The organism is Sphaerisporangium aureirubrum (genome assembly GCF_042658925.1).
Classification (GTDB): Bacteria; Actinomycetota; Actinomycetes; order Streptosporangiales; family Streptosporangiaceae; genus Sphaerisporangium; species Sphaerisporangium aureirubrum.
On the sequence record NZ_JBHSRF010000076.1, the window covers coordinates 18,106 to 44,531 of the forward strand.

The 26,426-nt window shown below is 72.2% G+C and carries 24 protein-coding genes; 14 read left to right on the top strand and 10 right to left on the bottom strand.

Annotation, left to right across the window (positions count from 1 at the left end; translation table 11 throughout):
• The 7 genes from ACFP1K_RS33235 to ACFP1K_RS33265 are packed head-to-tail and all read left to right on the top strand — an operon-like array spanning position 1 to position 7,137.
• Entirely contained in the window at positions 1–972 is a 972-nt protein-coding gene (locus tag ACFP1K_RS33235) for an ADP-ribosylglycohydrolase family protein (protein WP_380760885.1), read from the top strand.
• Positions 969–2,153 (top strand): ADP-ribosylglycohydrolase family protein, encoded by a 1,185-nt coding sequence (locus tag ACFP1K_RS33240; RefSeq protein ID WP_380760887.1) that lies wholly within the window; start codon positions 969–971, stop codon positions 2,151–2,153. The genes ACFP1K_RS33235 and ACFP1K_RS33240 overlap by 4 nt, the downstream gene beginning before the upstream one ends.
• A complete protein-coding gene (locus ACFP1K_RS33245; RefSeq protein WP_380760889.1) occupies positions 2,150–3,523 on the top strand; it encodes an ADP-ribosylglycohydrolase family protein in 1,374 nt (457 codons plus the stop codon). The genes ACFP1K_RS33240 and ACFP1K_RS33245 overlap by 4 nt, the downstream gene beginning before the upstream one ends.
• The gene (locus ACFP1K_RS33250; RefSeq protein WP_380760891.1) at positions 3,520–4,398 is read left to right on the top strand and encodes a ribokinase; all 879 of its coding nucleotides are present in this window, start codon (positions 3,520–3,522) and stop codon (positions 4,396–4,398) included. Before ACFP1K_RS33245 ends, ACFP1K_RS33250 begins: the two co-directional genes overlap by 4 nt.
• Before the next feature lie 11 nt (positions 4,399–4,409).
• Positions 4,410–5,585, top strand: a complete 1,176-nt coding sequence (locus ACFP1K_RS33255) for a CaiB/BaiF CoA transferase family protein (RefSeq protein ID WP_380760893.1) — start codon at positions 4,410–4,412, stop codon at positions 5,583–5,585.
• Positions 5,586–6,623, top strand: a complete 1,038-nt coding sequence (locus ACFP1K_RS33260; protein WP_380760895.1) for an HpcH/HpaI aldolase/citrate lyase family protein — start codon at positions 5,586–5,588, stop codon at positions 6,621–6,623.
• A 13-nt stretch (positions 6,624–6,636) separates the two neighbouring features.
• Positions 6,637–7,137, top strand: a complete 501-nt coding sequence (locus tag ACFP1K_RS33265) for a tetratricopeptide repeat protein (RefSeq protein ID WP_380760897.1) — start codon at positions 6,637–6,639, stop codon at positions 7,135–7,137.
• Positions 7,138–8,564: 1,427 nt separating this feature from the next.
• Here ACFP1K_RS33265 and ACFP1K_RS33270 read toward each other — a convergent pair.
• From ACFP1K_RS33270 to ACFP1K_RS33280, 3 genes are read right to left on the bottom strand one after another with little or no spacing between them, the layout of a single operon-like run.
• Entirely contained in the window at positions 8,565–9,353 is a 789-nt protein-coding gene (locus ACFP1K_RS33270; protein WP_380760899.1) for a cytochrome c oxidase assembly protein, read from the bottom strand.
• Positions 9,350–9,898 (bottom strand): DUF2243 domain-containing protein, encoded by a 549-nt coding sequence (locus ACFP1K_RS33275; RefSeq protein WP_380760901.1) that lies wholly within the window; start codon positions 9,896–9,898, stop codon positions 9,350–9,352. Before ACFP1K_RS33275 ends, ACFP1K_RS33270 begins: the two co-directional genes overlap by 4 nt.
• A 33-nt stretch (positions 9,899–9,931) precedes the next feature.
• Entirely contained in the window at positions 9,932–10,435 is a 504-nt protein-coding gene (locus ACFP1K_RS33280) for an ATP-binding protein (RefSeq protein ID WP_380760903.1), read from the bottom strand.
• A 207-nt stretch (positions 10,436–10,642) separates the two neighbouring features.
• Between ACFP1K_RS33280 and ACFP1K_RS33285 the strand changes: the two genes are divergently transcribed.
• Positions 10,643–12,241: a hypothetical protein gene (locus ACFP1K_RS33285; protein WP_380760905.1), complete on the top strand. Its 1,599-nt coding sequence runs from the start codon at positions 10,643–10,645 to the stop codon at positions 12,239–12,241.
• 8 nt (positions 12,242–12,249) lie between these two features.
• On the opposite strand, the gene ACFP1K_RS33290 is transcribed toward ACFP1K_RS33285, so the two are convergent.
• Positions 12,250–12,813: a hypothetical protein gene (locus tag ACFP1K_RS33290; protein ID WP_380760907.1), complete on the bottom strand. Its 564-nt coding sequence runs from the start codon at positions 12,811–12,813 to the stop codon at positions 12,250–12,252.
• 222 nt (positions 12,814–13,035) lie between these two features.
• On the opposite strand from ACFP1K_RS33290, the gene ACFP1K_RS33295 reads away from it, so the two are divergent.
• Positions 13,036–13,710: a hypothetical protein gene (locus ACFP1K_RS33295; protein ID WP_380760908.1), complete on the top strand. Its 675-nt coding sequence runs from the start codon at positions 13,036–13,038 to the stop codon at positions 13,708–13,710.
• 105 nt (positions 13,711–13,815) lie between these two features.
• Here ACFP1K_RS33295 and ACFP1K_RS33300 read toward each other — a convergent pair whose 3' ends face one another.
• Positions 13,816–14,559 carry an SDR family NAD(P)-dependent oxidoreductase gene (locus ACFP1K_RS33300; protein WP_380760910.1) on the bottom strand — a complete coding sequence of 248 codons (744 nt, stop codon included), beginning with the start codon at positions 14,557–14,559 and terminating at the stop codon, positions 13,816–13,818.
• Positions 14,560–14,624: 65 nt separating this feature from the next.
• Here ACFP1K_RS33300 and ACFP1K_RS33305 point away from each other — a divergent pair, with 65 nt between their 5' ends.
• The 3 genes from ACFP1K_RS33305 (at position 14,625) to ACFP1K_RS33315 (ending at position 17,342) form a co-directional block, all read left to right on the top strand.
• Positions 14,625–15,623 carry a phosphotransferase enzyme family protein gene (locus ACFP1K_RS33305; RefSeq protein WP_380760912.1) on the top strand — a complete coding sequence of 333 codons (999 nt, stop codon included), beginning with the start codon at positions 14,625–14,627 and terminating at the stop codon, positions 15,621–15,623.
• A 136-nt stretch (positions 15,624–15,759) separates the two neighbouring features.
• Positions 15,760–16,527: a bestrophin-like domain gene (locus ACFP1K_RS33310; protein WP_380760914.1), complete on the top strand. Its 768-nt coding sequence runs from the start codon at positions 15,760–15,762 to the stop codon at positions 16,525–16,527.
• Between the two features lie 2 nt (positions 16,528–16,529).
• Positions 16,530–17,342, top strand: a complete 813-nt coding sequence (locus ACFP1K_RS33315; RefSeq protein ID WP_380760916.1) for a hypothetical protein — start codon at positions 16,530–16,532, stop codon at positions 17,340–17,342.
• A gap of 1,538 nt (positions 17,343–18,880) precedes the next feature.
• Here the strand turns inward: ACFP1K_RS33315 and ACFP1K_RS33320 are convergent.
• Both ACFP1K_RS33320 and ACFP1K_RS33325 read right to left on the bottom strand, forming a co-directional pair.
• Entirely contained in the window at positions 18,881–19,519 is a 639-nt protein-coding gene (locus tag ACFP1K_RS33320; protein ID WP_380760918.1) for a hypothetical protein, read from the bottom strand.
• A complete protein-coding gene (locus ACFP1K_RS33325) occupies positions 19,516–20,049 on the bottom strand; it encodes an RNA polymerase sigma factor (protein WP_380760922.1) in 534 nt (177 codons plus the stop codon). Before ACFP1K_RS33325 ends, ACFP1K_RS33320 begins: the two co-directional genes overlap by 4 nt.
• Before the next feature lie 1,006 nt (positions 20,050–21,055).
• Between ACFP1K_RS33325 and ACFP1K_RS33330 the strand changes: the two genes are divergently transcribed.
• Positions 21,056–21,442, top strand: coding sequence for a YciI family protein (locus tag ACFP1K_RS33330; RefSeq protein WP_380760924.1), 387 nt, complete (start codon positions 21,056–21,058; stop codon positions 21,440–21,442).
• Complete coding sequence (locus tag ACFP1K_RS33335; RefSeq protein WP_380760926.1) at positions 21,442–22,656, top strand: RNA polymerase sigma factor; 1,215 nt, start codon at positions 21,442–21,444, stop codon at positions 22,654–22,656. The genes ACFP1K_RS33330 and ACFP1K_RS33335 overlap by 1 nt, the downstream gene beginning before the upstream one ends.
• Before the next feature lie 337 nt (positions 22,657–22,993).
• Here ACFP1K_RS33335 and ACFP1K_RS33340 read toward each other — a convergent pair whose 3' ends face one another.
• The 3 genes from ACFP1K_RS33340 to ACFP1K_RS33350 form a co-directional block, all read right to left on the bottom strand.
• Complete coding sequence (locus tag ACFP1K_RS33340; RefSeq protein WP_380760928.1) at positions 22,994–24,181, bottom strand: TIGR03118 family protein; 1,188 nt, start codon at positions 24,179–24,181, stop codon at positions 22,994–22,996.
• A 170-nt stretch (positions 24,182–24,351) separates the two neighbouring features.
• The gene (locus tag ACFP1K_RS33345; protein WP_380760930.1) at positions 24,352–25,248 is read right to left on the bottom strand and encodes an ABC transporter permease; all 897 of its coding nucleotides are present in this window, start codon (positions 25,246–25,248) and stop codon (positions 24,352–24,354) included.
• Entirely contained in the window at positions 25,245–26,144 is a 900-nt protein-coding gene (locus ACFP1K_RS33350; protein ID WP_380760932.1) for an ABC transporter permease, read from the bottom strand. Before ACFP1K_RS33350 ends, ACFP1K_RS33345 begins: the two co-directional genes overlap by 4 nt.
• Positions 26,145–26,426: the final 282 nt, after the last annotated feature.

Consider the following 26,426-nt stretch of genomic DNA (forward strand, 5'->3'; position numbering starts at 1 on the left):
ATGTCTTCGGGGGACAGGATCCGGGGGGCCTTCATCGGGCTCGCCGCAGGGGACGCCGCCGGGTGGCCGGCGGCACGGCACAGGTCCGGGCTGCACGCGCCGTGGAGCAGGCGGCTGGCGCGAGAGCTGGACGGGTTCGCCGAGGAGCACGCGGTGACGACGCTGCCGGTGCCGTTCGCGCTCAACCAGCCGCCCGAGCCGCTGGCCACGGGGCCGTCCGACGACGCCGAGTGGCTCGCCTGGACGGCGCTGACCAGGCACGAGGACCGGGCCGAGGCGTTCGGACGGCTGGCGGGACGCGACGACCTGCGCGTGCGGATCTCGGTGCGGGCCGCCCTCGGCAACCTCGCGGCCGGGAAGGCGCCCCCGGTGAGCGGGTACGACAACCCGCACCACTTCGACGACGCCGCGGCGGTACGGGCCGTCGCGTTCGGCGCCGCCGGGATGGACCCCCGCCCGGACGCGGAGGTCACCAACGCGGGCGACGGCGTGCTCGCCGCCGTCGCGATGGCCGCCGCCGTGCGGGAACTGGTGGCGGGCGCACCCGTCACCGCGGCCGTCGCGGCGGCGCTGGACGAGCTGCCCCCGGACACGGCCATCGGCCACGCGGCCCGGACGGCGCTGAAGGCGGCCAGGCACGCGGGCGGCGCCTTCGCCGCCGTCCCCGCGCTGGACGCCGCCCTGCTCGACCACGTCTACAGCTACGGCGTGTCCGCGGCCCAGACGCTGCCGGTGGCGCTGGCCCTGGCCGAGGTCTCCGGCGGCAGGCTCGCCGAGGCCGTGCCCGCCGCCGCCTGCCTCCCCTCGCTCGCCGACTCGGCCCCGGCCCTGACCGGCGCCCTCACCGGCGCCGCGGGCGGCCTGCGGGCCGTCCCCGAAGGCTGGCGGGAGGCCGCCCGCACCCTCATCGGCTGTGCCCTGCCCGACCTGGCCGGCACCGACCTCATCGACATCGCGGAAGGACTCGCATGACGTCCCACACAGCGGCGACCGGACGACCGGACGACCTGCTGACCGACAAGGCCGTCGGCTGCGTGGCGGGCGCGGCCGTCGGCGACGCCCTCGGCGGCGCCACCGAGGGCTGGACCCCCGAGCAGATCACCGGCCGCTACGGCGGCCCGGTCACCGGCATCGTCCCCCCGTTCAACCCGGACTGGCGCAACGCCCGCCCCATCGCGCCGTACCACAAGGGCGACGGCCACGTCACCGACGACACCCTCATGACCCACGCCCTGATCCGGGTGTACGAACGCGCCGGCGCGCACCTCGACGCGTACGCCGCCGCCGACCACCTGGTGCCCGAGATGATGGGCGAGAAGCGCTGGATCCCCGAACTGGAGGCAGAGGCGCTGCCCCTGCACCGCGTGTTCCTCGCCGAGAAGTGGCTGGTCCTGCGCCTGCACTACGGCCACGTGGACCCCCGCGAGGCCGGCGTCGGCAACATCGTCAACTGCGGCGCCGCCATGTACATGGCCCCGGTCGGCGTCGTCAACGCCGCCGACCCCGACGGCGCGTACGCCGAGGCCGTCGACCTGGCGGGCGCCCACCAGTCCAGCTACGGCCGGGAGGCGGCGGGCGTGCTGGCCGCCGCGGTCGCCGAGGCGATGCGGCCCGGCGCCACCCCCGACTCGGTGGTCGCCACCTGCCTGCGCCTCGCCCGCGACGGCACCCGGGCCGCCATCGAGGCCGTGTGCGACCGCGCCAGGGACTTCGCGCACTGGGACGGCTCGTTCGAGGCGCTGCGCCGCGCCATGGCGCCGTACGACACGGTCGCCGACACCTACCGCGACCAGGGTCTCGGCGCCCGCCGCCCGAGCCGCGTGCACAGCATCGAGGAACTGCCCCTGGCGCTGGCGTTCCTGCTCATCGCGGGCGGCGACTACCGCGACACCGTGCTCGGCGGCGTCAACTACGGCCGCGACGCCGACTCCATCGCCAGCATGGGCGGCGCCGTCGCCGGTGCCCTCGGCGGCGCCAAGTGCGTCCCCGCCGAGTGGCTCGACCCGGTGTCGGAGGCCAGCCGCGTCGACCTGGTCGCCCCCGGTGTCGCCATCGCCGGCGTCGCCCGCCGCCTCCACACCGCCGACCTGGCCCGCCGCCGCGCGCACGAGTCCGCCTTCGCGTCCCTGACCTTCGACGGGGAGCCCCGGTGACACCGTTGCGGCTCACCTGGGTGCAGCCCGAGGACCTCGTCGGCCACGAGCTGCGCCAGGCCGCCGAGGACGGCAGGGACGTGGCGTCCGTCGCGGCCCGCTGGCACGACGCGGGCGGCCACCCGGCGCCGCCCCGCGCGGGTGCCTCCCCGGGCCCGGCCTCCGCCGCGTCGCGCGCCCTGGCCGCCGAGCTGCTGGACGAGCTCGCGGCCGTCCCCTCACCCCTTCCCGAGCCGTCCGGCCTGCGGGAGATCCTTGCGGGCGCGGCGTCCGTCCCGGAGACGACCCCCGCCGGGGACGACCTGCCCGACCGGCTGCTCGGCGCGTGGATGGGCCGGGCCGCCGGGTGCGTGCTCGGCAAACCCGTGGAGAAGATCCCGCGCGAGGGCATCAGGGAGATCGCCGAGGCCACCGGCAACTGGCCCATCCGCGGCTGGTTCACCGCCAAGGGCCTGCCGGACGACGTCGCCGCCCGCTGGCCGTGGAACCGCCGCAGCGCGACCACCTCGCTGGCCGAGAACATCGACGGCGTCCCCGAGGACGACGACCTGAACTTCCCGATGCTCGCGCTGACCCTGCTGGAACGCCACGGCCGCGACTTCACCACCGCCGACGTGGCCCGGCTGTGGCTGGACGAGCTGCCCGCCGGCCGCGTCTTCACCGCCGAACGCGTCGCGTACCGCAACCTGCTCGACGGCCTCGAACCCCCGGCCACCGCGACATACCGCAACCCGTTCCGCGAGTGGATCGGCGCGCTCATCCGGGCCGACGTCCACGGCTGGGTCAACCCCGGCGACCCGGCCGCCGCCGCGGCCTCCGCCTGGCGCGACGCCCGCCTCACCCACACCGCCAACGGCCTGTACGGCGCCATGATGACCGCCGCCATGTGCGCCCGCTCGCTCACCACCGGCCCCGACCCCGCGCAGGCCGTGCGCGACGTCGTCGGCGCCGGGCTGTCCGTGATCCCCGCCGGGTCCCGCCTGGCGGTGGCCGTGCGGGAGGCCGTCGCCGACGCCCGGACCGAGCCCTGCTTCGAACGCGTCGCCGACCGCCTGTACGAACGGCACGGCGGCCTGCACTGGGTGCACACCGTCAACAACGCGGCCCTGATCGCCGCCGCCCTGATCCACTCCCGCGGCGACTTCACCGCCGCCGTGGCGGGCGCCGTCGCGGGCGGCTGGGACACCGACTCGGCGGGCGCCACCGTGGGCTCGGTCATGGGCGGCATCCTCGGCGCCCGGCGGCTCCCCCCGCGGTGGCACCTGCGCGATCATGTGACGACCACCCTGCGCGGCTTCGACGGAACCACCTTCGGCGCGCTCGCCGGGCGAACGCTGGCCCTGGCCGGTCCTTCGAGGAGGCTCACGTGATCTCGATATTCGGCAGCGCGAACATGGACCTGGTGGCGTACACCCCGATGGCACCCAAACTGGGGGAGACGGTGACCGGCCGCTCGTTCGCCACCGTCCCCGGCGGCAAGGGAGCCAACCAGGCCATCGCGGCGGCCCGCGCGTCCGGGACGGGGGCCGCGTTCATCGGAGCTGTCGGGGACGACGCGTTCGGGCCCGCGCTGCGGGCGTCCCTCGAAGACGCCGGGGTGGACGTGTCCCGGCTGCGGGTCGTGCCAGGTTCGTCGGGGATCGCGCACATCGTGGTGGACGACGACGGCGGGAACTCCATCATCGTCATCCCCGGCGCCAACGGCACCGTGACCGGGCCCACCCCCGAGGATCTCGACGTCATCGCCCGCTCGGACGCGCTGCTGCTCCAGCTCGAACTGCCCATGGACGCCGTGGTGGCCGCCGCCCGCGCCGCGACGGTGCCCGTCGTGCTCACCCCCGCACCCGCCAGGGAACTGCCCGCCGAGCTGCTGGACGCGGTCACCCTGATCGTCCCCAACGAGCACGAGGCCGCTGCGATCACCGGGCGCACCGACCCCGGCGAGGCGCTGGAGGCGCTGCTTGAGCTGGTCCCCGAGGCGGTGATCACGCTCGGCGCGCGGGGCGCCGTGTACGGGTCGCGGGCGGGGGAGCGGCTGAGCGTGCCCGCCGTACCCGTCCAGGCCGTCGACACCACCGCGGCCGGGGACGCCTTCGCCGGCGCGCTCGCCGTGGCCCGCGCCGAGGGGCGGCCGAGCCCCGAGGCACTGCGGTTCGCCGCCACCGCGGCGGCGCTGTCGGTGCGACGTCCCGGAGCCGGGACCTCGATGCCTTCCCGGGCGGAGATCGACGCCGCGCTGCGATGAACGGAGAACACATGGAAGGCGCTCTGGACGGCATCCGGGTCCTGGACCTGGCGACGCTGTTCGCTGGGCCGATGGCGGCGATGCTGCTCGGAGACTTCGGGGCCGACGTGATCAAGGTCGAGCATCCCACCAGACCGGACCCGTCGCGGGGGCACGGGCCCGGGGGACTGTGGTGGAAGATGCTCGCCCGCAACAAGCGCGCTCTCACGCTGAACCTGTCCACCCCCGAGGGGCAGGACCTGCTGCTGCGGCTGGTCGCGGACGCCGACGTCGTCATCGAGAACTTCCGGCCCGGCACGCTGGAACGCTGGAACCTGTCCTACGAGCGGCTCAGCGCCGCCAACCCCGGCCTGGTGCTGGCCCGGGTGACCGGTTTCGGGCAGTTCGGCCCGTACGCGCGGCGCCCCGGCTTCGGCACCCTCGCCGAGGCGATGAGCGGGTTCGCCGCGATGACCGGCGAGCCCGGCGGGCCACCCACCCTGCCGCCGTTCGGGCTGGCCGACGGCATCTGCGCGCTGGCGACCGCGTACGCCGTGATGGCCGCGCTGCGGGCCAGGGAGGCGTCCGGCACCGGCCAGGTGGTCGACATGTCGATCGTCGAGCCGATCCTGACCGTGCTCGGCGCCCAGCCCACCATCTACGACCAGCTCGGCGTGGTGCCGCCCCGCACCGGGAACCGTTCGGTCAACAACGCGCCGCGCAACACCTACCGCTGCGCGGACGGCTCCTGGGTCGCGGTGTCCACCTCGGCGCAGAGCATCGCCGAGCGGGTGATGCGCCTGGTGGGCCGCCCCGAGCTGGTGGACCGCCCGTGGTTCGCCACCGGCGCCGGCCGGGCCGAGCACGCCGAGGAACTGGACGCGGCCGTCGCCGCCTGGGTGGGGGAGCGCACCCGCGACGAGGTGCTGACCGCCTTCGAGAAGGCCGAGGCCGCCGTCGCCCCCGTCTACGACGTCCGCGACGTGATGGCCGACCCCCAGCTCACCGCCCTGGACGCCATCACCACCGTCACAGATCCCGGCCTCGGCCCGATTCGTATGCAGAACGTCATGTTCCGCCTGTCCGCCACCCCCGGCCACATCAACTGGCCGGGCCGACCCCACGGCTCCGACACCACCGCCATCCTGACCACCCTGGGCCTCACTCCCGCCGACCTCGAAGCCCTCCGCGCCAAGGGCGTGATCTGAATGCTCACCTGGCTCTACACCCCCGCCGACCGCCCCACGCTGATCACCAAGGCCCTGAACGGCCCCGCCGACATGGTGATCGTCGACCTGGAGGACGCCGTCGCCCCCACCGCCAAGGAGGCGGCCCGCGCTCAGGTCGTCGCGCTGCTCGGCTCACTGCGGTCGGCACCTGGGCCTTCACGGAGCTCCGGCGAGCCCTCCGCTCCTCGGGCTGGGACACGGCCCGGTGAGTCCTCCGCTCCTTGGGCTGAGGCGCGGCCCGGTGAGCCCCCCGTTCCTCGGGCTGGGACACGGCCTGGCGAGTCCGCTCCTTGGGCTGAGGCGCGGCCCGGTGAGGTGCCCGCGCCGCGGGGGCGGACGCGGTCCGGCGAGGTGGCCGTTTCCGTGGTGCGGGCCGCGCGGGTGCAGGTGCGGGTCAACGACGTGCGTACCGCGTGGGGGCAGGCCGACCTGCGGGACCTCGCCCCGGTGGTCGCGGGCACGGCGGGGATCCGGCTGCCCAAGGTCGAGTCGCCCGCGCTGATCCGGGCCATCGCGGACGCCGTGCCCGGGGTGCCGCTGCATCCGCTCATCGAGTCGGCCATCGGGCTGGAGAGGGCGTACGAGATCGCCACCGCCCACTCCTCGGTGGCGTCCATCGGGCTGGGCGAGGCCGACCTGCGCGCCGAGCTGGGCGTACGCGACGAGGCCGGGCTCGCCTGGGCCCGCTCCCGCGTCGTGGTCGCCGCCCGGGCGGCCGGGCTGCCCGCCCCCGCGCAGTCCGCCTACACCGACCTCCGCGACCTGGAGGGCTTGGCCGTGTCCTGCCGCCTCGGCCGCGCGATGGGCTTCCGCGGCCGCGCCGCAATCCACCCCGCGCAGCTCGCGGTGATCGAGGCCGCCTACCGTCCCACCGCCCCCGAGATCGAGGCCGCCCAGGCCGTCCTCACCGCCTCCGGCTCCGGCGCCACCCTCCTCCCGGACGGCCGTTTCGTCGACGAGGCCATCGTCCGCCAGGCCAGATCCACCCTCGCCGACGCCGACCTACGAGGTGCCTGAAATGCTCCCCTTCATGGACAAACAGGATTGGGATCGCCGAGTGGCCGAAGCCTGGACCCAGCTCGACCACCTCCCCGAAGAAGACTTCCGCGCCCTCATCGACCGACTCGCCGCCGAACTCCCTTCCGACGACGGCGACGCCTCCTTCGAACGCGCCGCCGCCTACGACTCCACCGGCCACCCCGGCCACGCCGTCCCCCTCTACCGCGAAGCCCTGGCCAAAGGCACCACCGGCGAACGCCGCCGCCGCACCGTGATCCAGCTGGCCAGCTCCCTCCGCAACCTGGGCCACCCCGAGGAAAGCATCGCCCTCCTAACCCCCGAGCTGACGGCCCCCTCCGACCACCTGGACGACGCCATCCGCGCCTTCCTGGCCCTCGCCCTCGCCGACACCGGCCAAGAACGCGAAGCCCTCACCCTCTCCCTAACCGCCCTGGCCCCCCACCTCCCCCGCTACCAACGCTCCCTGACTAACTACGCCCACCTCCTCACCCACTCCACACCTCCTGCGTGATCAGCGGGGGTGAGTACCGCGTGCCCTCCCCGGCGTTGGCCGGTGACGACCGTGGTCCCGGACGAGAACCTGAACCCCATTCGCCTTGGGCGGCACTGGCCCACCCCTTGTCGTTCACAAGCTCGTCCACCACCGCCCACCCCTCGCCGCGGCGGTCACTGCGTGACCAGCCGCGGCGGCGCGGGACGGCCGCTGACGCGGCGGTGCGGCGTGGCGGCTGACGCGGCAGTGCCGCGTGGCCGCTGACGCGGTCACGATCCGCTGGCATCCCCAGCGCTCATTCAATCCGGCGCCGCGACGGCTGACGCGGGGGTGCGGTGTGGTCGCTGAGGCGGCGGTGCCGCTTGGCCGCTGGCGCGGTCACGATCCGCTGGCATCCCTAGGGCTCATTCAATCCGGCGCCGCGACGGCGGGAAGTGGTACGGCGAATCCGGCGTCGTCGTACGGCGGTAAGCCGGGCGCCAGTGAGCGACCAGCACTTCCTCACCCACTCCACGCCCCCCGCGTGACCAGCGGGGCGAGTACCGCGCGAACCACCACTGTTGGCCCATGACGATTGTTGTCTCGGACGAGAACCTGAATCCCCAAGCGCGTTGTGGCGGCACTGGCCCACCCCTTGTCGTTCACAAGCTTGTCCACCACCGCCCACCCCTCGCCGCGGCGGTCACTGCGTGACCAGCCGCGGCGTGCCGGACGGCCGCTGACGCGGCGGTGCCGGACGGCCGCTGAGGGGCGGAGCTGCGGCCGCTGTCGCGGTCACGATCCGCTGGCATCCCTAGGGCCCATTCAATCCGGCGCCGCGACGGCGGGAAGTGGTACGGCGAATCCGGCGCCGTTGTACGGCGGTAAGCCGGGCGCCAGTCGGAGACCAGCACTTCCTCACTCACTCCACGCCCCCCGCGTGACCAGCGGGGCGAGTACCGCGCGAGCCACCGGTGCTACCCGGTGACGATCGTTGTCTCGGACGAGAACCTGAACCCCCAAGCGCGTTGTGGCGGCACTGGCCCACCCCTTGTCGTTCACAATCTTGTCCACCACCGCCCACCCCTCGCCGCGGCGGTCACTGCGTGACCAGCCGCGGCGTGCCGGACGGCCGCTGGCGCGGCGGTGCCGGACGGCCGCTGGCGCGGCGGTGCCGGACGGCCGCTGGCGCGGCGGTGCCGTGTGGTCGCTGACGTGGGGGTGCCGGATGGTCGCTGGCGTGGCAGAACCGTGTGGCTGCTGGCGTGGGGGTGCCGTGTGGTCGCTGATGTGGCAGAACCGTGTGGCTGCTGGCGTGGCGGTGCCGGATGGTCGCTGATGTGGCAGAAACAGTGTGGTCGCTGGCGTGGGGGTGCCGTGTGGCCGCTGACGCGGAGTGCTGGACGGACGCTGAGGCGGCGGTGCTGGCCGCTGGTGCGGTCACGACCTGCTGGCATCCCCAGGGCTCATTCAATCCGGCGCCGCGCCGGCGGGAAGTGGTACGGCGGATCCGGCGCCGTCGTACGGCGGTAGGCCGGGCGCCAGTGGGAGACCAGGGCGAAGGCAAGCAGTAGTTCGGCGATGTCGCCGCCGTAGTACATCAGTTCGGCGGCTCCGCGGAGTTGGTCGGCGGGGGCGGGGATGTCCACGAGGAGGCCGGCGTACATGAGTTGGGACAGGGTGGCGTGGGCCGCTATGGCGACGCCGAGGGTCAGTAGGCGGTGGGGGACCGGGGGGCGGTTCGGGGCGGGGTCGGGGCCGGCGATCGACCAGGTGAACAGGTAGCCGGAGAGGAGGAAGTGGGCGTGCAGGGTGTGGTGGAGTGACGGGGTGGTCGAGGTCAGGCGGTACAAGGGAGTGCAGTAGAGGGCCGCCATGGCGCCGGTGCTCAGGGTCAGCGCGGTCCAGGGGTTCGCCAGCAGGTGGAAGGGGCGGCTGCGCAGGGTACGGCCGAGGCGCTTCCCGGCGACGGGCGGAAGGGACCGCAGGAGCAGCGTCACCGGCGCCCCGAGGACCAGGCCGAGGGGGGCGAGCATGCCGATGAGCAGGTGCTGCAGCATGTGGCCCCGGAAGTCGGTCATCGCCAGCAGTGGGACGGGGCCGGAGACGGCGGCGGCGGCCAGGACGACGCCGCAGGCGAAGCTCGCCGTCCGCCACGGATCCCAGCCGGTCGCGCGGGCCGCGAGCACCAGATACGCGACCGCCACCGCGGCGAGCACCCCGAGAGGCAGCAGCCCGGCGTGGTCGTGACTCACCGCGACCGGGGGAACGCCCCGGCGGCGCGCCCCTCGCAAAGGTCGACCGCCGGCGTACGCCGCTGGACGAGCCACCCGACCACCACCAGCGCCACCCCGAGGGCCAGGAACCCGAGGTCCCACCACAGCCGGTACGGCCCGTCGCGTACGTGATGGATCCCGAGGAGATGATGGTCGACGACCCCCTCCACCAGGTTGAACAGGCCCCACCCGACGAGGATCCACCCCCACAGCGCGCGCGACCGCCACACCCGCCCCCGGGACAGGGTGACCCGGTAGTACAGCAGGCTGAGCCCGATGAGCACGGCCAGCCAGGTGAAGGCGTGGAAGAACCCGTCCCACAGGGTGTTCATCCGCAGCCCGGCCACGGTGTCCGACGGGTAGTAGTGCACCCCGATGTTGTCGGTGTCCGTACTGGACAACATGTGGTGCCACTGCAGGATCTGATGGAGCAGGATCCCGTCCACGAACCCACCCAGCCCGGCACCGAGCACCGCCCCGGGCAGGGCGATGCCCCGGCGGAGCCTGTGCGCTGATCTGGCCATGCCGATCTTCTACCCGGCACGACCCGGAAACGATCATCGACTTCCGGTGCGTTCCGGCGCGAGGTAGGCCCAGACGCTGTGACCGGTTTCGGGATTCCCCTGGTAGCCGAGCCGGGTGGCGACGGTTGCGATGATCGCCAGCCCCCGCCCGTGCTCCGATTCGGTGTCGGGCGGCCCGTCCCCGCCGAGGCGCGGCACCCCGCCGCCCCCGTTGTCCTGAACGGTGACGACGACGCCGTCCGCCACCCGGCCCGGCGAGGCCCGCCCGAGCGCCACCTCGACCGCGAACCGCCCGCCCGCGCCGCCGCTGCGAGTGTGCCGGAGGGCGTTGCCCGCCAGCTCGGACACGATCAGCTCGGCGTCGTCGGCCCACGGCGTCTCCGCGAGCAGGAACCGCGCGAACCGGCGGGCCTGCGCGGCCTGGTCGAGCCTGCCGGGAAAGGTCCTGGCCCACACCATGGTGCCGGTGAGCGGCAGCCGGAACGGGATGGGTTTCGCCGGCCCGGCGAGCCGGCCGGTGGAGGGATTCGTCGGCACAGGGTGCATGGGAGCGAATCTGGCCCGTGGGGTGAGCGAGGGGGATCCCCCGGCGGCGGGCGGGCGTAGATCGTGAGGACGAACCGGTGACCTGCGGGAACAAGGGGCAAGACGACCGCGTGTTCCCCTCGTCGGCGGGCTCCGGCTTGCCGAAGACCGCCCCCGGAGAGTGTCGGCGCCAGTACCATACGTGACCAAACCGGGAGGGTGAGGAGAGGGGACGCCATATCCTGGGACGGCTACCGCGTCCTGCTCGACTGCCGGCGCCGCAGCGAGGCGCTGCGCGCTCAGGGGTTCGGCTACGACCAGATCGTCGGCGTCTTCGCCCTGTACCACGACGCCGGCCCGCTGAAGCTGTACCGCTACGCCCATGGGCTGACCGGCGCGCAGGTCGTGGCCGCGTACAACGACCTGGACCCCGCCGCCGGCGCCGCGCTGCGCGAATGCCGCCTGTACGTCTTCGAGGCATGGCCGGGCTCGGACCGCCGCCCGAGCGCTCGGGCCCTGGCGATCTTCGCCAAGATCTACCGGACCGGCGCCAGACGCCTGGTCACCGACGAGGTCTACGCCACGTACACCGCCCGCGACCGAGACCTCATCGACCGTACGGACCACGGTCACCTCGACCCCCAGCGGTCTCGTCCCGTCCCGGGCACGCCGCCCGCCCGTGTCAGCATGGATCCCGAGGCGGATACAGGTGGCGCGGTCCCGGTCCCCACGCCTTCGGGCTGCGCCGCCCTGCTCCGCGCCCTCGGAGCCGAGGAGGCCGATGTGCGACGCCGCGACCTGCTGTTCGAACTGGCCCTGGCCCTGGGCGGCACCCCCGCCCTGACCCTGCTGCGCCACCTCACCCCACCCGAGGAGGACCGCCTCTCCCGCGCCGTACGCGGCACCGGCCGCGTCGAACCCGGCACCGTCGAGGTGATCGAGAAGCTGACGGCCCGCTGCCGCCGCCTGGACGACGACTTCGGCCCCGCCGCCATCCTGCCCACGGTCGAGGCCCAACGCCGCCTCGTCGCCGGGTTGCTGACCCGGGAGTCCCTGCTGCCCGCCGTGCAAAACCGGCTCACGACCGCCTACGCCCAGCTCAGCCAGCTCTCGGGGTATGTGCACCACAACCTGCTGAACTACCGCCAAGCGCGAAGCGGCTATCAGGATGCGATCACCGCCGCGCACCAGATCTCCGATGCGCGGTTGATCACCTATGTGCATGTCCTTCTGAGCCGGATGGCGGACGGCCGGGGTCACCCGGAAATCGCTTTGGATCACGCCTTCGCCGCCCAAGGCTGGGCCCGGCGAAGCTCCAGCGATCTCGTACGTTCCGTGCAGTCCATGGAACTGGCTCGCGTGCTGGCGAGGACCGGCGATACCAAGGAGAGCGAGCGAGCCTTGGCCCACTCGATTCACCTCGCCGGACGGCCGCTCGGCGAGGCTGACCCTCTCTATCTTTACTGGTGGACCGCTGACCAGGTGCAAAGTTGCACCGCTGACTGCATGATCGCCTGGAACCGCCCGGACGACGCGATCACGGCCGCCGAGCGGACCCTGGCCTCGCCAGGGACGCCCAAGTTCCTGCGTGGCCAGACACTCGTCCGTTACGCGGAGGCGCTCACGCAGAAGCGAGAGATCCCGGCGGCGGCGGACAAGCTCCGGCAAGCCGCGTACGTGAGCAGCGCGTACAGCTCCGGCCGCCTTCCGTACGAGATCCGCCAGGCACGTGTCCACCTCCAGCCGTGGGCGGGCAACAAACACGTCCGGGACCTCGACGAGGAGCTCAAGAGCCTGGGTGTGGTCACACCGGCCTGAGGAGACGGTCAGCGGTTCTCGGAGTGGTTCATCTTCTCGGCCTGGTGGTGGGCCTCGGCGAGGGTGGGGACGTCCCAGGTGGTGCGTTCCTCGTCGGTGGTGGACGGGTCCACTCGGTAGAGGGACCAGCGGCCGCCGGATCTCACGTACTGGGTGCCGAAGCGCTGGGGGAGGCCCATGTGGAGGAGCCAGCGGTCCAGGGCGGCGGCGGCGAGCCAGGGGGCGCGGGGGCAGTGGGGGGCGGCGCGGCGGCACAGTTCGTGGGCCAGGTGGTAGTGCTCGGGAAGGCCGCTGTGCTGGAGGAGCATGGCCAGGTGGTAGTAGTCCCAGGGGGAGCGGACCTCGCCGGCGGCGAGTTTCTCCATGCCGCGTCGGCGGCGCAGGATGTCGCGTTCGACGGCGCCGTCGGCGAGCTGGTTGTCGCGGCGGTCCTCCTGGTCCCGGTGGTACAGCCCGCGTAGTTCGGGGTCGTCGGGCGCGTCGGGGTCGGGGTCGCGCAGGCGGGTCAGGGTCTCGGGGAGGTTGAACGCCTCGGGCCGTTCGGTGGACGACCACGCCTGCAGCGCACCCATACGACCTCTCCGAAACCCCCCACCGGCGTCCATAGCAGCCAGAGTGCGCTCCGTCCAATGAAGCCGCAAGCCACCACCTCCTTACGTGGTCCGGATGGTGATGATGCGTCCGTAATGTCCCCGGTGGAGGTGGTGACCGCATTGTGATGGAACCGCGTGGACACGCGGGCGTCGCGGTGGGACCTTGGGGCCCCGAACGCCGGCGAGGGGACGGAGGGGGCAATGCCCGGCGGTCCACCTGCGCGCGAGGCGCTGATCAGAGCGCTCGGCCACCTGGAAGAACTCGCGCGAGAGGAATACGGCGCGACACTGAACGAGCTCCTGGACGACGACGAGCCGGTCGAGGGCGGCGGCCCGGCCAGTGGCGGCGATCTGGTCGGTGGTGGCGAGTGGCCGCACTCGGGTGTGCGGGGGTCGCGGGACGCCTTGTGGCGGATCGGGCGGCTTGTCGGGATCACCGTCAAGGAACCGTTCGCCCGGGTGAGTGACATCGGGGACAGGCCTTCGCAGACGGGGGCGCGTCGGGCCTGGGATCTGGAGCCGGCTTGTCTTGGGCGGCCCCGGCCGGAGTGGTGGCAGTACCGTCTCATCACGGGGTTCCTGGCCGTGGAGACCCGGTCGGACTTCGACTGGCTGCCGCCGGAAGGGCTGCCCGAGGAGCATCGCGTCGCGTGGTTCCTCAACGAGACGCACGTCGAGCGAGGGGTGTTCCGTACCGTCGCCGTCGCCGCCCGGCGTCATCTGGGGGAAGCCTCCGAGGTCGCGGACGTCGTCGAGGCGGTGCCCTGGCTCGGGGACGGCATGGAGGCCGTCGCGGCGGGGCTGCTGCTGCTCGCCACCACCACGGGGCTCGGCCGCGCGCTCCCCGCCCCCGGTTATCAGATCGTGGAGACCTAGCCCCATTTTCCGCACATCGCCCGCGATGACCCGGACCGATCACTTACCGTGCCGGATGGCCTCAACGCCTGATCAGGGACATTCGGGCTCGTGCGGAAAACAGGCCTAACGCAGGTACGAGGCGCCGTTCAGGTCGATGACGGTGCCGGAGGCCCACTCGGCCTCGGGGGAGGCCAGGTACAGGACGGCGGCGGCGATCTCCTCGGGGCGGGCCACCCGGCCGAACGGGCTCTGGGCGCGGACGGCGTCGCCGCGGGGGGACTTGAGGTGCTCGTTGGTCATGTCGGTCTCGACGAAGCCGGGGGCCACGGTGCCGACCGCGATGCCGTGCGGGGCCAGGGCGATGGCGAGCGACTGGCCGAGGGCGTTCATGCCCGCCTTGCTCGCCCCGTACGCGGGCGCCTCGGGCTCGCCGCGGAACGCGCCGCGTGAGGACACGTTGACGATCCGGCCGCCGGGCGGCATGTGGCGCACGGCGCACCAGATGACGTTGGCCGCGCCCACCAGGTTGAGGTCCAGCGTGGTGTGCCACGCTGCCTGCCACTCCTCGTACGACGTCTCGGTGACGGGGTGGTGGAACCACACCCCGGCGTTGTTGACCAGCACGTCGATGCCGCCGAGCGCCTCGGCCGCCTCGTCCACCATGCGCCGCACGGCGTCCGGGTCGGCGATGTCGGCCTGGACGACCGTGTGGCCGTCGCCGGGGAGCGCGTCGCGCAACTCGCCGGCCAGCTCGGCCGAACCGCGATGATGGATCGCCACCCGATCGCCCTGAGCCGCGAACGCGCTCGCGACCGCACGGCCGATGCCTCGTGACGCCCCGGTGACCAGTACTCTTCGTGCCCCCACGGGCGTGACGTTATCATTCGGGGCGTTTCGGGCGGTGTGGCGGGGTGATCACGAGGAGGGGCGCGGTGCGGTTGCACGACCTGTCGGGCGGCGGCGAGGTGCTCGACCGGGTCGCGCTGGTGGCCAGGCGGGCGCTGCGGCGCTACGAGGTGTCGCCGGACGCGGAGGTGTCGCTGCTCAACGTGTCGGAGAACGCCACGTTCCTGGTGGACGACGGCGGCGCCAGGTCCATCCTGAGGGTGCACCGGCACGGGTATCACCCGCCCGAGGCGATCGCGTCCGAGCTGGACTGGCTGACCGCGCTGCGCGAGGACGGCGTGGTGCCCACCCCGGCCGTCGTCCCGGCGCGGGACGGCTCGCGCGTCCTCACCGTCGAGGACCCGGGGGCGGCGCCGCGCCACTGCGTGATGTTCGAGTTCGTGCCGGGCACGGAACCCGCCGAGGACCGCCTGGTCGAGGACTTCGAGCCGCTCGGCGCGATCACCGCGCGCATGCACGCGCACGCCCGGCGGTGGGGGCGTCCCGCAGGGTTCACCCGGTTCCACTGGGACCTTCCCGCCGCGTTCGGCCCCGCGCCCCGCTGGGGGCGGTGGCGGGACGGCGCCGGGATCGGCCGCGAGCAGCGCGAGGTGCTCGGGCGGCTGGAGCTGGAACTGCGGGAGCGGCTGACCCGGTACGGCAGCGGGCCCGACCGTTATGGGCTGATCCATGCGGATCTGCGGCTGGCCAACCTGCTGGTGGACGGCGCCGGCACCACCGTCATCGACTTCGACGACTGCGGGTTCGGCTGGTACATGTACGACTTCGCCGCCGCGGTCAGCTTCATCGAGCACCGCCCCGAGGTGCCGAAGATGCTCGACTCCTGGGTCCGCGGCTACCGGACCGTGCTCGACCTGCCGGGACAGGACGAGCGGGAGCTCTGGACGTTCGTCATGCTGCGCCGCCTGCTGCTGGTCGCGTGGATCGGCACCCACCCCGTGGCGGACATCGCCCGCGAGCTCGGCGCCGGGTACACCGAGGGCACCTGTGTCCTCGCCGACCGCTATCTCACGAACTCCCGCTGACTCTCCCGTCGTAAAACGGTGTGCGTGTCTGTGTGAATGACCGCCCGGCATGGTCACGTAATGTGATAGTTATGTGACGGCATGTGATCGGTAAGGCGCCGCACGGCCTTGCCCAGACAAGGTTATGGAGATGGTCATGCTCGTCCTCGTAATCGCCGTCCTCGCGGCGCTCGGCGTGGTCGGCACGGCGGCGTTCCTGTTCCGGAGGCTGAGCCGTGGCACCGATGATCTGGCCCCGAACGGGCCGTCCGCCGGGCACGCCGGTTCGATGCTCTCGGCGATGTTCCTGCTCGTGTTCGCGATCGCGATCGTCGTGCCCTGGACCACCGCGGACGCCGCGCGGCTGAACACCTACGGCGAGAGCCAGGCGGCCGTCGAGACCTACTGGGCTGCCACCGGGCTGCCCGCCCCGGCGGCGACCGCGGTGCAGTCCCAGGTGCGCGGCTACCTCGACTTCGTCGTCGGCAAGGAGTGGCCGCTGATGGCCTCCGGCCGGCTGAGCCCCGAGGGCACGTCCCGGCTCAACGCGATGCGCACCCAGATGGGGAACCTCGTCCTCCAGGACGACGACGCCAAGAACGCACGGGCCGCCGTGCTGGAACAACTCCAGTCGATGTCGTCGTCACGGCGTCAGCGAGCCGCCGACGCGCGATCCGAGCCGCCCGCCGGCGTGCTGCCACTGGCCATCCTGACCGGCACCATCGTCATCCTGTTCCCCTTCCTGGCCGGCGCGCGCCCGCGCGGCTGGACCCTCGTCCCCCTGACCGTGATGTCCGGCCTCCTAGGCGTAGGCGTCTTCCTCGCCTGGCAGATCTCCCACGTCTTCGCCAGCGGCCTCTCCATCGGCCCAGACGCCTTCACCGTCGCCCTCCTGGAAATCCAGCAGATCCCCACGAGCGGCTGACCATGCCCCTCTCCCACACCGCAACCCTCCTGGCCGCCACCCTCACCATCGGCATCCCCGCCCTCCCGGCAGCAGCCTCAATCGGCACCCCAGCGACCACTCCCGGCCTGACCAGTGCCGGCCTGACCAGTGCCGGCCTGACCAGTGCCGGCCTGACCACTACGGGCCTGGCCACTCCCCGCTTGACCACTCCCGGCCTGACCAGTGCTGGCCTGACTGCTACGGGCCTGGCCGCTCCGGGCGCCGTTCCGAGAGGTCTCGCCGCTCCGGCGGCCCTCCCGTCGCGGGATGTGGTGGCCGTGGACGTCGTCTCCATCTGCATAGATCTCGACGTGGTGGTCAGCCTCCGCGTCGGCATCAGCGTCCTCGGACCGCCCATCTGCCCCCGCGCCCGTCCCCAGGCCCCCGAGGAGGTGCCGCCGCCCACTCCCACCCCCACCCCGACCAGGACGGTGAGCCCTCCGCCGCCTCCACCGCCGAGCGTCTCACCCCGTCCACGTCCCACCAAGAAACAGCCACCAGTCCCCGTGCCCCCGACCGTACGGCCCCCGGTTCCCCCAGGCCCAAGGCCCCCGATCGCGGCACCCCGCCCCTCGCGCCCGGCCGAGTCCCCACCCCCGACCCCGACACCAACCCCGACCCCGACACCGTCCGCGACCCACCCCACCTATCAGCCGAAGGCCGTCCGCCCCCCGGCGAAACGGCCTGCGGTGGCCCCCCCAAAACGCCGTAACCCCCTCAACACCCTGGTAGTGGTGATCATCCTGTCCACGGTCATCGCCAGCATCGCGAGCGTCGCGTTCGCCATCCGGTGAGCGCGTGGCCGCGACGCCGCCGTAAAACGGCGCCGGTTTCGCCGCACGTGGCCCCGGCGCGCCGGCGCCGGAGAAGTGACCCGTGGATGGCGCGGGGACGTGTCTGGGGTGCGGGCGCCCACGAAAATGACCCTTGCGAAGTACGCGCTCCGCGCGGAAAGCGCAAGGGTTCTCATGCGGGGGTGCCCCCGCGCCCCCGGCCCTGCCGGGCTCATCATGTCCGACCGCACCCCCGCCCCACCCAGGGACTACTCGGCGCCGACGCGGCCGAATCCACATGGAGCGAACCCGGTGCCGCCTTTCGGCGGTAAGCCGGGCGCCGGTGGGAGACCAGCCCCTACTCCATGCTGCCTGTGTGACCAGCGGGGCGAGTGCCGCATGCCCCACGGTGTTGGCCGGTGACGATTGTTGTCTCGGACGAGAACCTGAACCCCCAATCGCGTTGGGGCGGCACTGGCCCACCCCTTGTCGTTCACAATCTTGTCCACCACCGCCCACCCCTCGCCGCGGCGGTCACTGCGTGACCAGCCGCGGCGTGCCGGACGGCCGCTGACGCGGGGGTGCCGGAGGGCCGTGGAGGTGGGGGTGCCGGACGGCCACTGACGTGGCAGAACCGTGTGGCCCCTAAGGCGGCGGTGCCGGGAGGCCGCTGACGCGGTCACCACCCGCTGGCATCCCACGGCTCATTCAATCTGGCGCCGTCGTACGGCGGGCAACCCGGCGTGTGCGAGCGTCGGGGGAAAGGTCCTCGCGGAGGGCGCGCTCCGCGCGGAAGGCGCAAGTGCTGTTCTCCCGCGGGGGACACCCCCGCACCCCCGGCCCTGCCGGGCTCATGGTGCTCCACCGCGACACGTTCCGCCGGGCCGGTGTCCCGCCGTATGACGGCGCCGTGTTCGCCGTACCACTTCCCGCCGACCCGGCGCCGGTAAGACGAACCCAACGAGGCGACGGGACTCCGGCGCCGTCGTACGGCGGGCAACCCGGCGTGTGCGAGCGTCGGGGGAAAGGTCCTCGCGGAGGGCGCGCTCCGCGCGGAAGGCGCAAGTGCTGTTCTCCCGCGGGGGACACCCCCGCACCCCCGGCCCTGCCGGGCTCATGGTGCTCCACCGCGACACGTTCCGCCGGGCCGGTGTCCCGCCGTATGACGGCGCCGTGTTCGCCGTACCACTTCCCGCCGACCCGGCGCCGGTAAGTCGAACCCAACGAGGCGACGGGACTCCGGCGCCGCCTTACGGCGGAGAACCAGGGGCACCGGCGGATCATGCTCTGACCTGTGGCTTTGCCGTTATGCGGCGACGTTTGGGGTACTTGGCCCGCGTCTGGCCCGTGGGCGGCGTTTGTGCTGGTCACGGCGTTTCTGGTGATCGTTTGTGCAGCTAGTGCGCTGAGCACCAACGTTCACCGGGTCTGGTGACACGCCGTCTGAGATCCCGGAGCACCAGGTGGCCGCAGCCTGGCCGTGAGCCCGCTGGTACGGGGTTCACGGTTCAGGCCGTCGTGTGGTTGGCCGTCCTGGCTTGCGGCCAGTGGGATGGGAGCTACTTGGTGGCTGTGGGCTTTCCGGGGCAGTTCAGCGGGGACCCCTTCCTTTCCAGGCCAAACGCCGCAGCAGGCTCCTGGGGCTGGCCATCGATCCGGAGGGTGCCGATCCCGATCACCAGTTCCGTTCCGGCCGGCATCGCCTTCGGGTCGATGGAGATCGCGAGGCCGTCGTCTGCGGGCAGTTTGCGCACCACTTCTTCGACCTGCAGCTTGTCGTAGGGGGAGTCGCACACGTGCCCGGACGTCAGCACCACGGGGATGCCGGCGTCAGCCAGGGTCTTGCTCAGCCCCGCTGGGTCCTTCAACTCGCGGATCGTCACATTCACCAAGCCGTCCGGCAATGTATTGACCGACCATGCGGCCAGGTTGACGTGGACCGCCCGAGCGTCCGACGATCCGCTGGGAGCGCCAGGGTGGCCGCCGGACGCTACAGACGTACCGCCAGACAAGGACAGCGCCAAGCCAATTGCCAGCGCCAGGCCGCCCGTGCCCGCCCCCGCAACGCCGCGCAGCCGGCGTCTGCGGGCCCGAGCCATGATCGCCTCGGGCCGCTGGTCCATGTGCACGTGGGTGAGGGCATCTTTGGTGCTGGTGAGCGAGCTTCGCACTGCCGCCAGCATGCCGTCGTCGTTCATGAGGTGACCTCCTGGTCGCTGAAGGATTGTGTTTGCGCGCGGAGCGTGGCCAGCGCCCGGTGCAGGTGCGTGCCAACGGTCCCCGGGGAGATGCCGAGCAGCTTCGCCGTGGCATCGGTATCCAGGTCGAAGAAGACCCTTAGCGTGATCACTTCGCGCTGCCTGAGTGGGAGCATCCGGAGCGCCGCAACCAGCGCCTGGTCGAGGCCCAGGTCCACCGAACGCGCCAGCTGGCTGTCCTCCAGGCCTGTCAACGCTGTTGGATCGTCCACTGTCAGTTCGCGCCGCCGGCGCCTCCACCAGGACACGTGGGCGTTCAGCGCTGTCCGCACCACCCAGGCGCGTGGCACAGGGTGCTCGCGCACCTTACGCCAGGACGTCCAGGCCCGGGTGAACGCCTCCGCCACCAGGTCCTCGGCGAGTTGCCTGTCGCCGACGTTGACCAGCACGATCCGCAGGCAGTCATCTTTGGAGGCGGTGTAGAACGTGCTGAATTCATGTCCTATTTGCTCCACGTCCCAAGTACGCATGAAGGCCCGGATCCCTTTACCCGGGCGGCCACGGCGTCTCGGAAGCACCACACTCAAGCTGCGCGCTGCGACGGACGCGCTCACCGGCGGCCGAGGATCCGTCGTGCCTCATGGCCTCATGGTGACACCCATCGAAGTACGGGATCTTGGCCGAAGGTGGTTTCAGGGGCCCTGCGCGCCACGACACTGGGATGACCAGCGGCGGCACGAAGCCCAGCCGCAGACCGACCGGCGGGGGTCTGGAGAGCGGGTCTGGCCGCCGCCTGGGATCTGTGAGCCCCCGGCCCCCGCGCCCCGGTAGGTTGTCCGCCATAAGGCGGCGCCGGGTTCGCTCCATGTGGATTCGGCCGCGTCGGCGCCAGAGTGCTTACCCGTGGGTGGGGCGGGGGTGCGGTCGGACATGGTGAGCCCGGCAGGGCCGGGGGTGCGGGGGCACCCCCCGCATGAGAACAGCGCTTGCGCTTTCCGCGCGGAGCGCGTCCTTCGCGAGGACCATTTCCGGAGCGTCCGAGCACATCGGGTTGTCCGCCGTAAGGCGGCGCCGGAGTCCCGTCGCCTCGTTGGGTTCGACTTACCGGCGCCGGGTCGGCGGGAAGTGGTGCGGCGAACACGGCGCCGTCATACGGCGGGACACCGGCCCGGCGGAACGTGTCGCGGTGGAGCACCATGAGCCCGGCAGGGCCGGGGGTGCGGGGGTGTCCCCCGCGGGAGAACAGCACTTGCGCCTTCCGCGCGGAGCGCGCCCTCCGCGAGGACCTTTCCCCCGACGCTCGCACACGCCGGGTTGCCCGCCGTGGAACCCGAGGGCATCCTGGTCGGCAGCGCTACTAAGTTGATCAGCATCTTCGGCAGGGTGTCCGCGTCGGCCATCGCTCAGGGGACGGTCTGACGGGATCGGCAGTGTCGCGGTGAGAGATTTTTCCGGGGTCGTGTCGATCGGCGGGGCGCTCGTTCGACGTGTGAGGGCGAGGGCCGAGGGGCGGTCCTGCTGGAGGAGGAGAACGGGATGTCGAAGTACCTGCTGATCATGCGGGGGACCGATGAGACGAACGCGGCCATGATGGCTGATATCGACGCGATGATGGCCACGACTCGCCAGTTCATCGAGGACATGTTGAAGGCCGAGGTCCTGCTCGCGGCTGACGGGCTGGACGATCCGGGGCAGGGGGTCGTGGTCGACTTCAGCGGTGAGGTGCCGGTGGTCACGGATGGGCCGTACGGGGAGACCAAGGAACTGTTCGGGGGCTACTTCATGCTTGATGTCGCCACGAAACAGGAGGCGGTTGAGTGGGCCAAGCGGGTTCCGGCGGTCCGCGGGTCCAAGATCGAGGTTCGGCGGGTGGCCGAGGCCGACGAGGTCCCGCCGGGCAGCGAGAGCAACGGCCAGAGCTGATGGGTACGGCCGACGTCGAGGCCGTCTGGCGGATCGAGTCGGCCCGGATCGTCGCCGCGCTGACCCGGTTCACCGGCGATTTCGGGTTGGCCGAGGACGCGGCTCAGGAGGCGGTGGCTGAGGCGCTGGTGTCGTGGCCGCGTGCCTCTCCGGCCAATCCGGCGGGCTGGCTGATGGCCACGGCCCGGCGGCGGGCGATCGACGCGATCCGCCGCCGGGCCGCCCTGCAGGACCGATACGCCCTGCTGGCGGCCGGGCCCGCGGCCGACCAGGAGATCGACCTCGACAAGATCGATGACGATGTCCTGGCGCTGATGTTCGTCAGCTGTCACCCGGTGCTCTCCCGCGAGGCCCGGGTGGCGCTGACCCTGCGCGTGGTCGGCGGCCTGTCCAGCGAGGAGATCGCCCGCGCGTTCCTGGTACCCGTGCCGACCGTGCAGGCCCGTATCACCCGGGGCAAGAAGACGATCGCGGCGGCGGGGGTGCCGTTCGAGCTGCCACCGGCCGGTGAGCGGCGGGAACGGCTGGGCGGCGTGCTCAGCGTCCTTTATGTGATCTTCACCGAGGGGTCGACGGCCACGTCGGGCGACCGGCTGCTGCGGCCCGACGTCGCGTACGAGGCGATCCGGCTGGTCCGTACGCTGGTCGCGCTGCAGCCGGACGAGCCGGAGGTGTACGGCTTGCTCGCGTTGTGCGAGCTGACGGCCGCGCGCTTCCCGGCCCGGACCGGTCCGGACGGCACGCCGGTCCTGCTCGAGGACCAGGACCGGCGGCTGTGGGACTTCCCGGCGATCCACCGGGGGCTGGCCGCGCTGGCCAGGGCATCGGCCCGCGGCCTCGGCCCCTACGGCTTGCAGGCCGCGATCGCTGCCGCCCACGCGGCGGCGCCCTCGGTCGAGGCGACCGACTGGAACCGGATCGTGCTGCTCTACGAGGCGCTCGGCCGGGTCGCGCCCTCGCCGGTGGTCGAGCTCAACCGGGCCGTCGCCGTGGCCATGGCCTCGGGTCCGGCGCGGGCCCTGGCCATCGTGGACGAGCTGATCGCCTCGGACCGGCTCCCCGGTTCGCATCTGGTCCCGACCGTACGCGGGGAGCTGCTGGCCCGCCTCGGCCGGCGGCCGGAGGCGCGCGCCGAGCTGGACAGGGCCGCCCGGCTGTGCGCCAACAAGCGCGAACGCTCAGTGCTGCTACGCAAGGCGGCCGCGCTGGACTGACCTCCCCAGCGCGGCGGCCCAGATCCGAGCGTGGCCCAGATCCGAGCGTGGCCCAGATCCGAGCGTGGCCCAGATCCGAGCGTGGCTCGGATGCCGTCGATCGCGAGGGAGTATTCCACCGCTCGCCGGGACGGCGAATTCGACCACGCTCTTCCGCCGCGATTCGCGCGCTTTCGTGAGGGCTATTTCACCGGCCGCCCGCGCCGTCGTACGGCGGTGTCGATTTGTGTTCCGGTTGCCCTTTTGGAAAAGGGTCCGAACACGCGAAAGACGGCTGCGGGGCGCGCCACCCCGCAGCCGACTTCCGCTTGTTCGTTCGCGGAAACGTGCTTAGCCCTTAGTAGTTGTTGTTGTTATTGCCGTTGGAGGACGAGCTCGGGGACGGCGTGGGGGAGGACGAGGAGGTCGGGGTGGGGGTGCCGCCTGCGGCGTTGGCGGGCATGATCAGGCCGACCACGCCGTGCTGAGCCTTCTGGATGCCGGCGGAGTACCAGATCGAGCTCTCGCCGCCGCTCTCCGCGGTGCCGCGCTCCAGGTCCCAGAGGCCTTCGAAGGCGAGGGCCTTGCCGGCGGCGTTGCGCAGCGGGCCGAGGTAGCGACCGGTGCGGGCGTTGTAGGCGTTGATCCAGCCGTCACCGAAGTTGCCGATGAGCAGGGCGCCGGAGTAGCCGCCGAAGCCGCGAGGAGCGGAGATCATGGCCCAGGGGGCGTTGAGCGCGCCGCGCGCCGCGACCCGTCCGAGGAACCGGCCGGTGGCGTTGAAGCGGCTCACGAAGCCGAGGCCACGGCCCGCGATGGACTTGCCGGTCTCGGGGTCGCGCTTGGCGAACGCCACGTAGACCGAGGTGCCCACGATCTCGACGTTGAAGGCGTGGTAGTCCGACGGCAGGCCCCGGTCGCGGAACGCCCAGCGGGAAAGCCGCACCTTGCGGAAGTCGCTGTCGTAGGCGTCCACCCGGTTGCGGGCGAAGTCGGCCGCGAGCAGGAACGACCCGCGGTTGGTGTGCATCATCGCCAGGCCCTTGTAGTCGGCGTGGCGGGAGAAGGCCGCGATGATCGCGTTCTTGGGGTCGACCTCGGCGTTCCACCCGGTGATGGCGCCGCTCGGGCTGGCGAAGATGAACTGCGCCGGTCCGGAGTTGCCCTTGGCGGAGACCTCGAAGCCGTCGGTCCCGTTGAAGACCTGCCCGGTGGGCGTGCCGCCGGGGATCCAGACCTCGGTCTTCTCCTTGGTGATGAGACCGGCGCCGCCGGAGTACACCGTCGCCGTTCCTGTGCCCGCGTTGGAGACCCAGAGCGTCTTACCCATTGCCAGACCCCAGGGGTTGACCAGCTTGGGGTCGGTGACGTCTGCCTTGCCCGCCAGGTCCGAGATCATCGGAACTGACGCGAACCGCATGCTTCCTGTGGTGGTTCTGGTGGACTCCTTGGGACGGGACGTGGAATCAGCTTGCGCGGGGATCGTGCCGGTGGTGAGACCCAGGACGAGTGCCGCAGCGCAGAACGTGACGATGCGTGGCCGCATCAAGGCCTCCTATGTCGTCTGCATGTGCGTACGGCCACAGGTACGGGCCTACCCCACTCGCGGTTCAAAAAGAATTCCAAACTATTTCCGCCACTTCCGCCGCACCCGTTTCGACGAAGGCACGGCGAAGCCGCCGTCCCGCGCCGGAACGGCGGCCGGAGAGCCTTGATTTAGTCCGTGGAGGTGTCCCTGACCTGGGACACGATCTGGGTGGGGTTGACGAACAGCAGGGCCAGGGCCAGCAGGGTCGCGGACAGGGCCGTGTAGATGACGGCCATGGCGTCGATCGCCTGGGCGGCGCGGATGCCGGGGGTGAAGGCGGCGCTGTACAGGGCCACGATCAGTGTCTGGCTGTCGGGGCCGGCGACGAGGAACGTGAGCTCGAACATGGCTACCGTGCGGACCAGGACGAGGATTCCGGCGGCGAGGATGCCGGGGATGAGGAGCGGGACCAGTATCCGGGTGAAGACCTGTCTGGTGCGGGCGCCGCACATGCGGGCGGCGGACTCGATGTTGGTGTCGATCTGCTCGATGAACGGGGTCATCACCAGGACGACGAACGGCAGGGCGGGCACCAGGTTGGCGGCGATCACCCCGAACAGCGTCCCGGCGAGCTGGAACTTGTACAGGACGGTGGCGAGCGGGATGCCGTACGTGATGGGTGGCAGCAGTACCGGCAGCAGGAGCAGCAGCATCACGACGCGCTTGCCCGCGAAGTCGCGCCGGGCGAGCGTGTAGGCGGCGGGCACGCCGAACAGTAGGGAGATGCCGACCACGGCGAGCGCGACCAGCAGGGTGACCTGAAGCACCTGGGCCAGGCCGAACTCCTTCCAGGCGTCGGCGTACCAGCTCGCGGTGTAGCCGTCGGGGAGCCAGGTGCCGAACCACGTGGTCGCGAACGAGTCCACGACGACGGAGAGGATCAGGCCGGCCAGGTTGACGAGGAAGAACGCCACCGCGCCCCAGACCAGCCAGGCGTACGGCCGTCCCCACCGGGAGCCGGAGCGGCGCGCGGGTTCGGGAGCCGGGCCGGTCCTCGTGGCGGGGTTGGGGTCCAGGGCGGTCATGATCCCTTGCCTCCTGTCGAGCCGGTGTACAGTCGGCCGCGCCACAGCAGGACCAGGGCGATGACCAGGAGCTCGAAGACGCCCATCAGGACGGCGATGGTGGACGCCATCGAGTAGTCGTACTTCTCGAACGCCGCCTGGTACGCGGCGATGGCCATCACCCGTGTCTCGTCGGCCGGTTCGCCGACCAGGTTGGCGGACGGGAACACCGAGAACGCCAGCACGAACGCCAGGATGAACGTGGTGGCGAGGCCGGGGGCGAGCAGGGGCAGCGTGATGTACCTGACGCGCTGCCGGGGGCCGGCGCCGAGGGTGGCGGCGGCGCGTTCCAGCGTTGGGTCGATGCCGGACATGTACGACAGCACGAGCAGGAACGCGAACGGGAAGCCGGTGATGAGCAGCGAGAACAGCACGCCCCAGTAGTTGTAGATGAGCCGGATCGGCTCGTCGATCAGGCCGAGGTCGAGCAGGACCCGGTTGAACCATCCCTTAGGCCCTAGGTAGCGCAGCAACCCGTCGGCCACCAGCACGGTGCCGAGCGTCACCGGTAGGACCAGGATCGCGGTGAGCAGCCTGCGCCCCCGGAACCGGCCGCGCAGCCGGTACGCGATCGGCACGGACGCCCCCACGTTGATCAGCGCCGCGGGCAGCGCCAGCCGCATCGTCCGCCACACCGTGCCGCTCTGGTAGGAGTCCTGGAAGAACGCCGTGTAGTTGGCGAAGATCCCGCCCCCGGACGCCGGCTGGAGCGACAACCCCACGCCGTACAGCATCGGATACAGGAACAGTGCCACCAGGACGGCCAGCGCGGGCACCAGCAGCAGCAATGACCGGTCGATTCCCCGCTCCGCCAGCCGGTGCCGAAGCGTCGGCGCCGTGCTGGACGCGGTCGCCATCACCCCCGCCCCCCGGCCGGCCGCCGTACGGCGGCGCCGGTTTCGCCGTACCGGTTCTCGCCGCATCGGCGCCGGAATGAGGACCGTGGTGGCCGGCAGCGGAGAGCGCCGCGGCGGGGGAGCGCGCGCGCCACGCGGCGGGGGAGTGTGTGGGGTGTCGGGTGAGGGAATGCGCGGGCCGTGCGGCGGGGGAGTGCGCTCGTCGTGCGGTGGGGGGGTGTGTGGGGTGTTGGGTGGGGGAGTGCGCGGGCCGTGCGGCGGGGGAGTGCGCTCGTCGTGCGG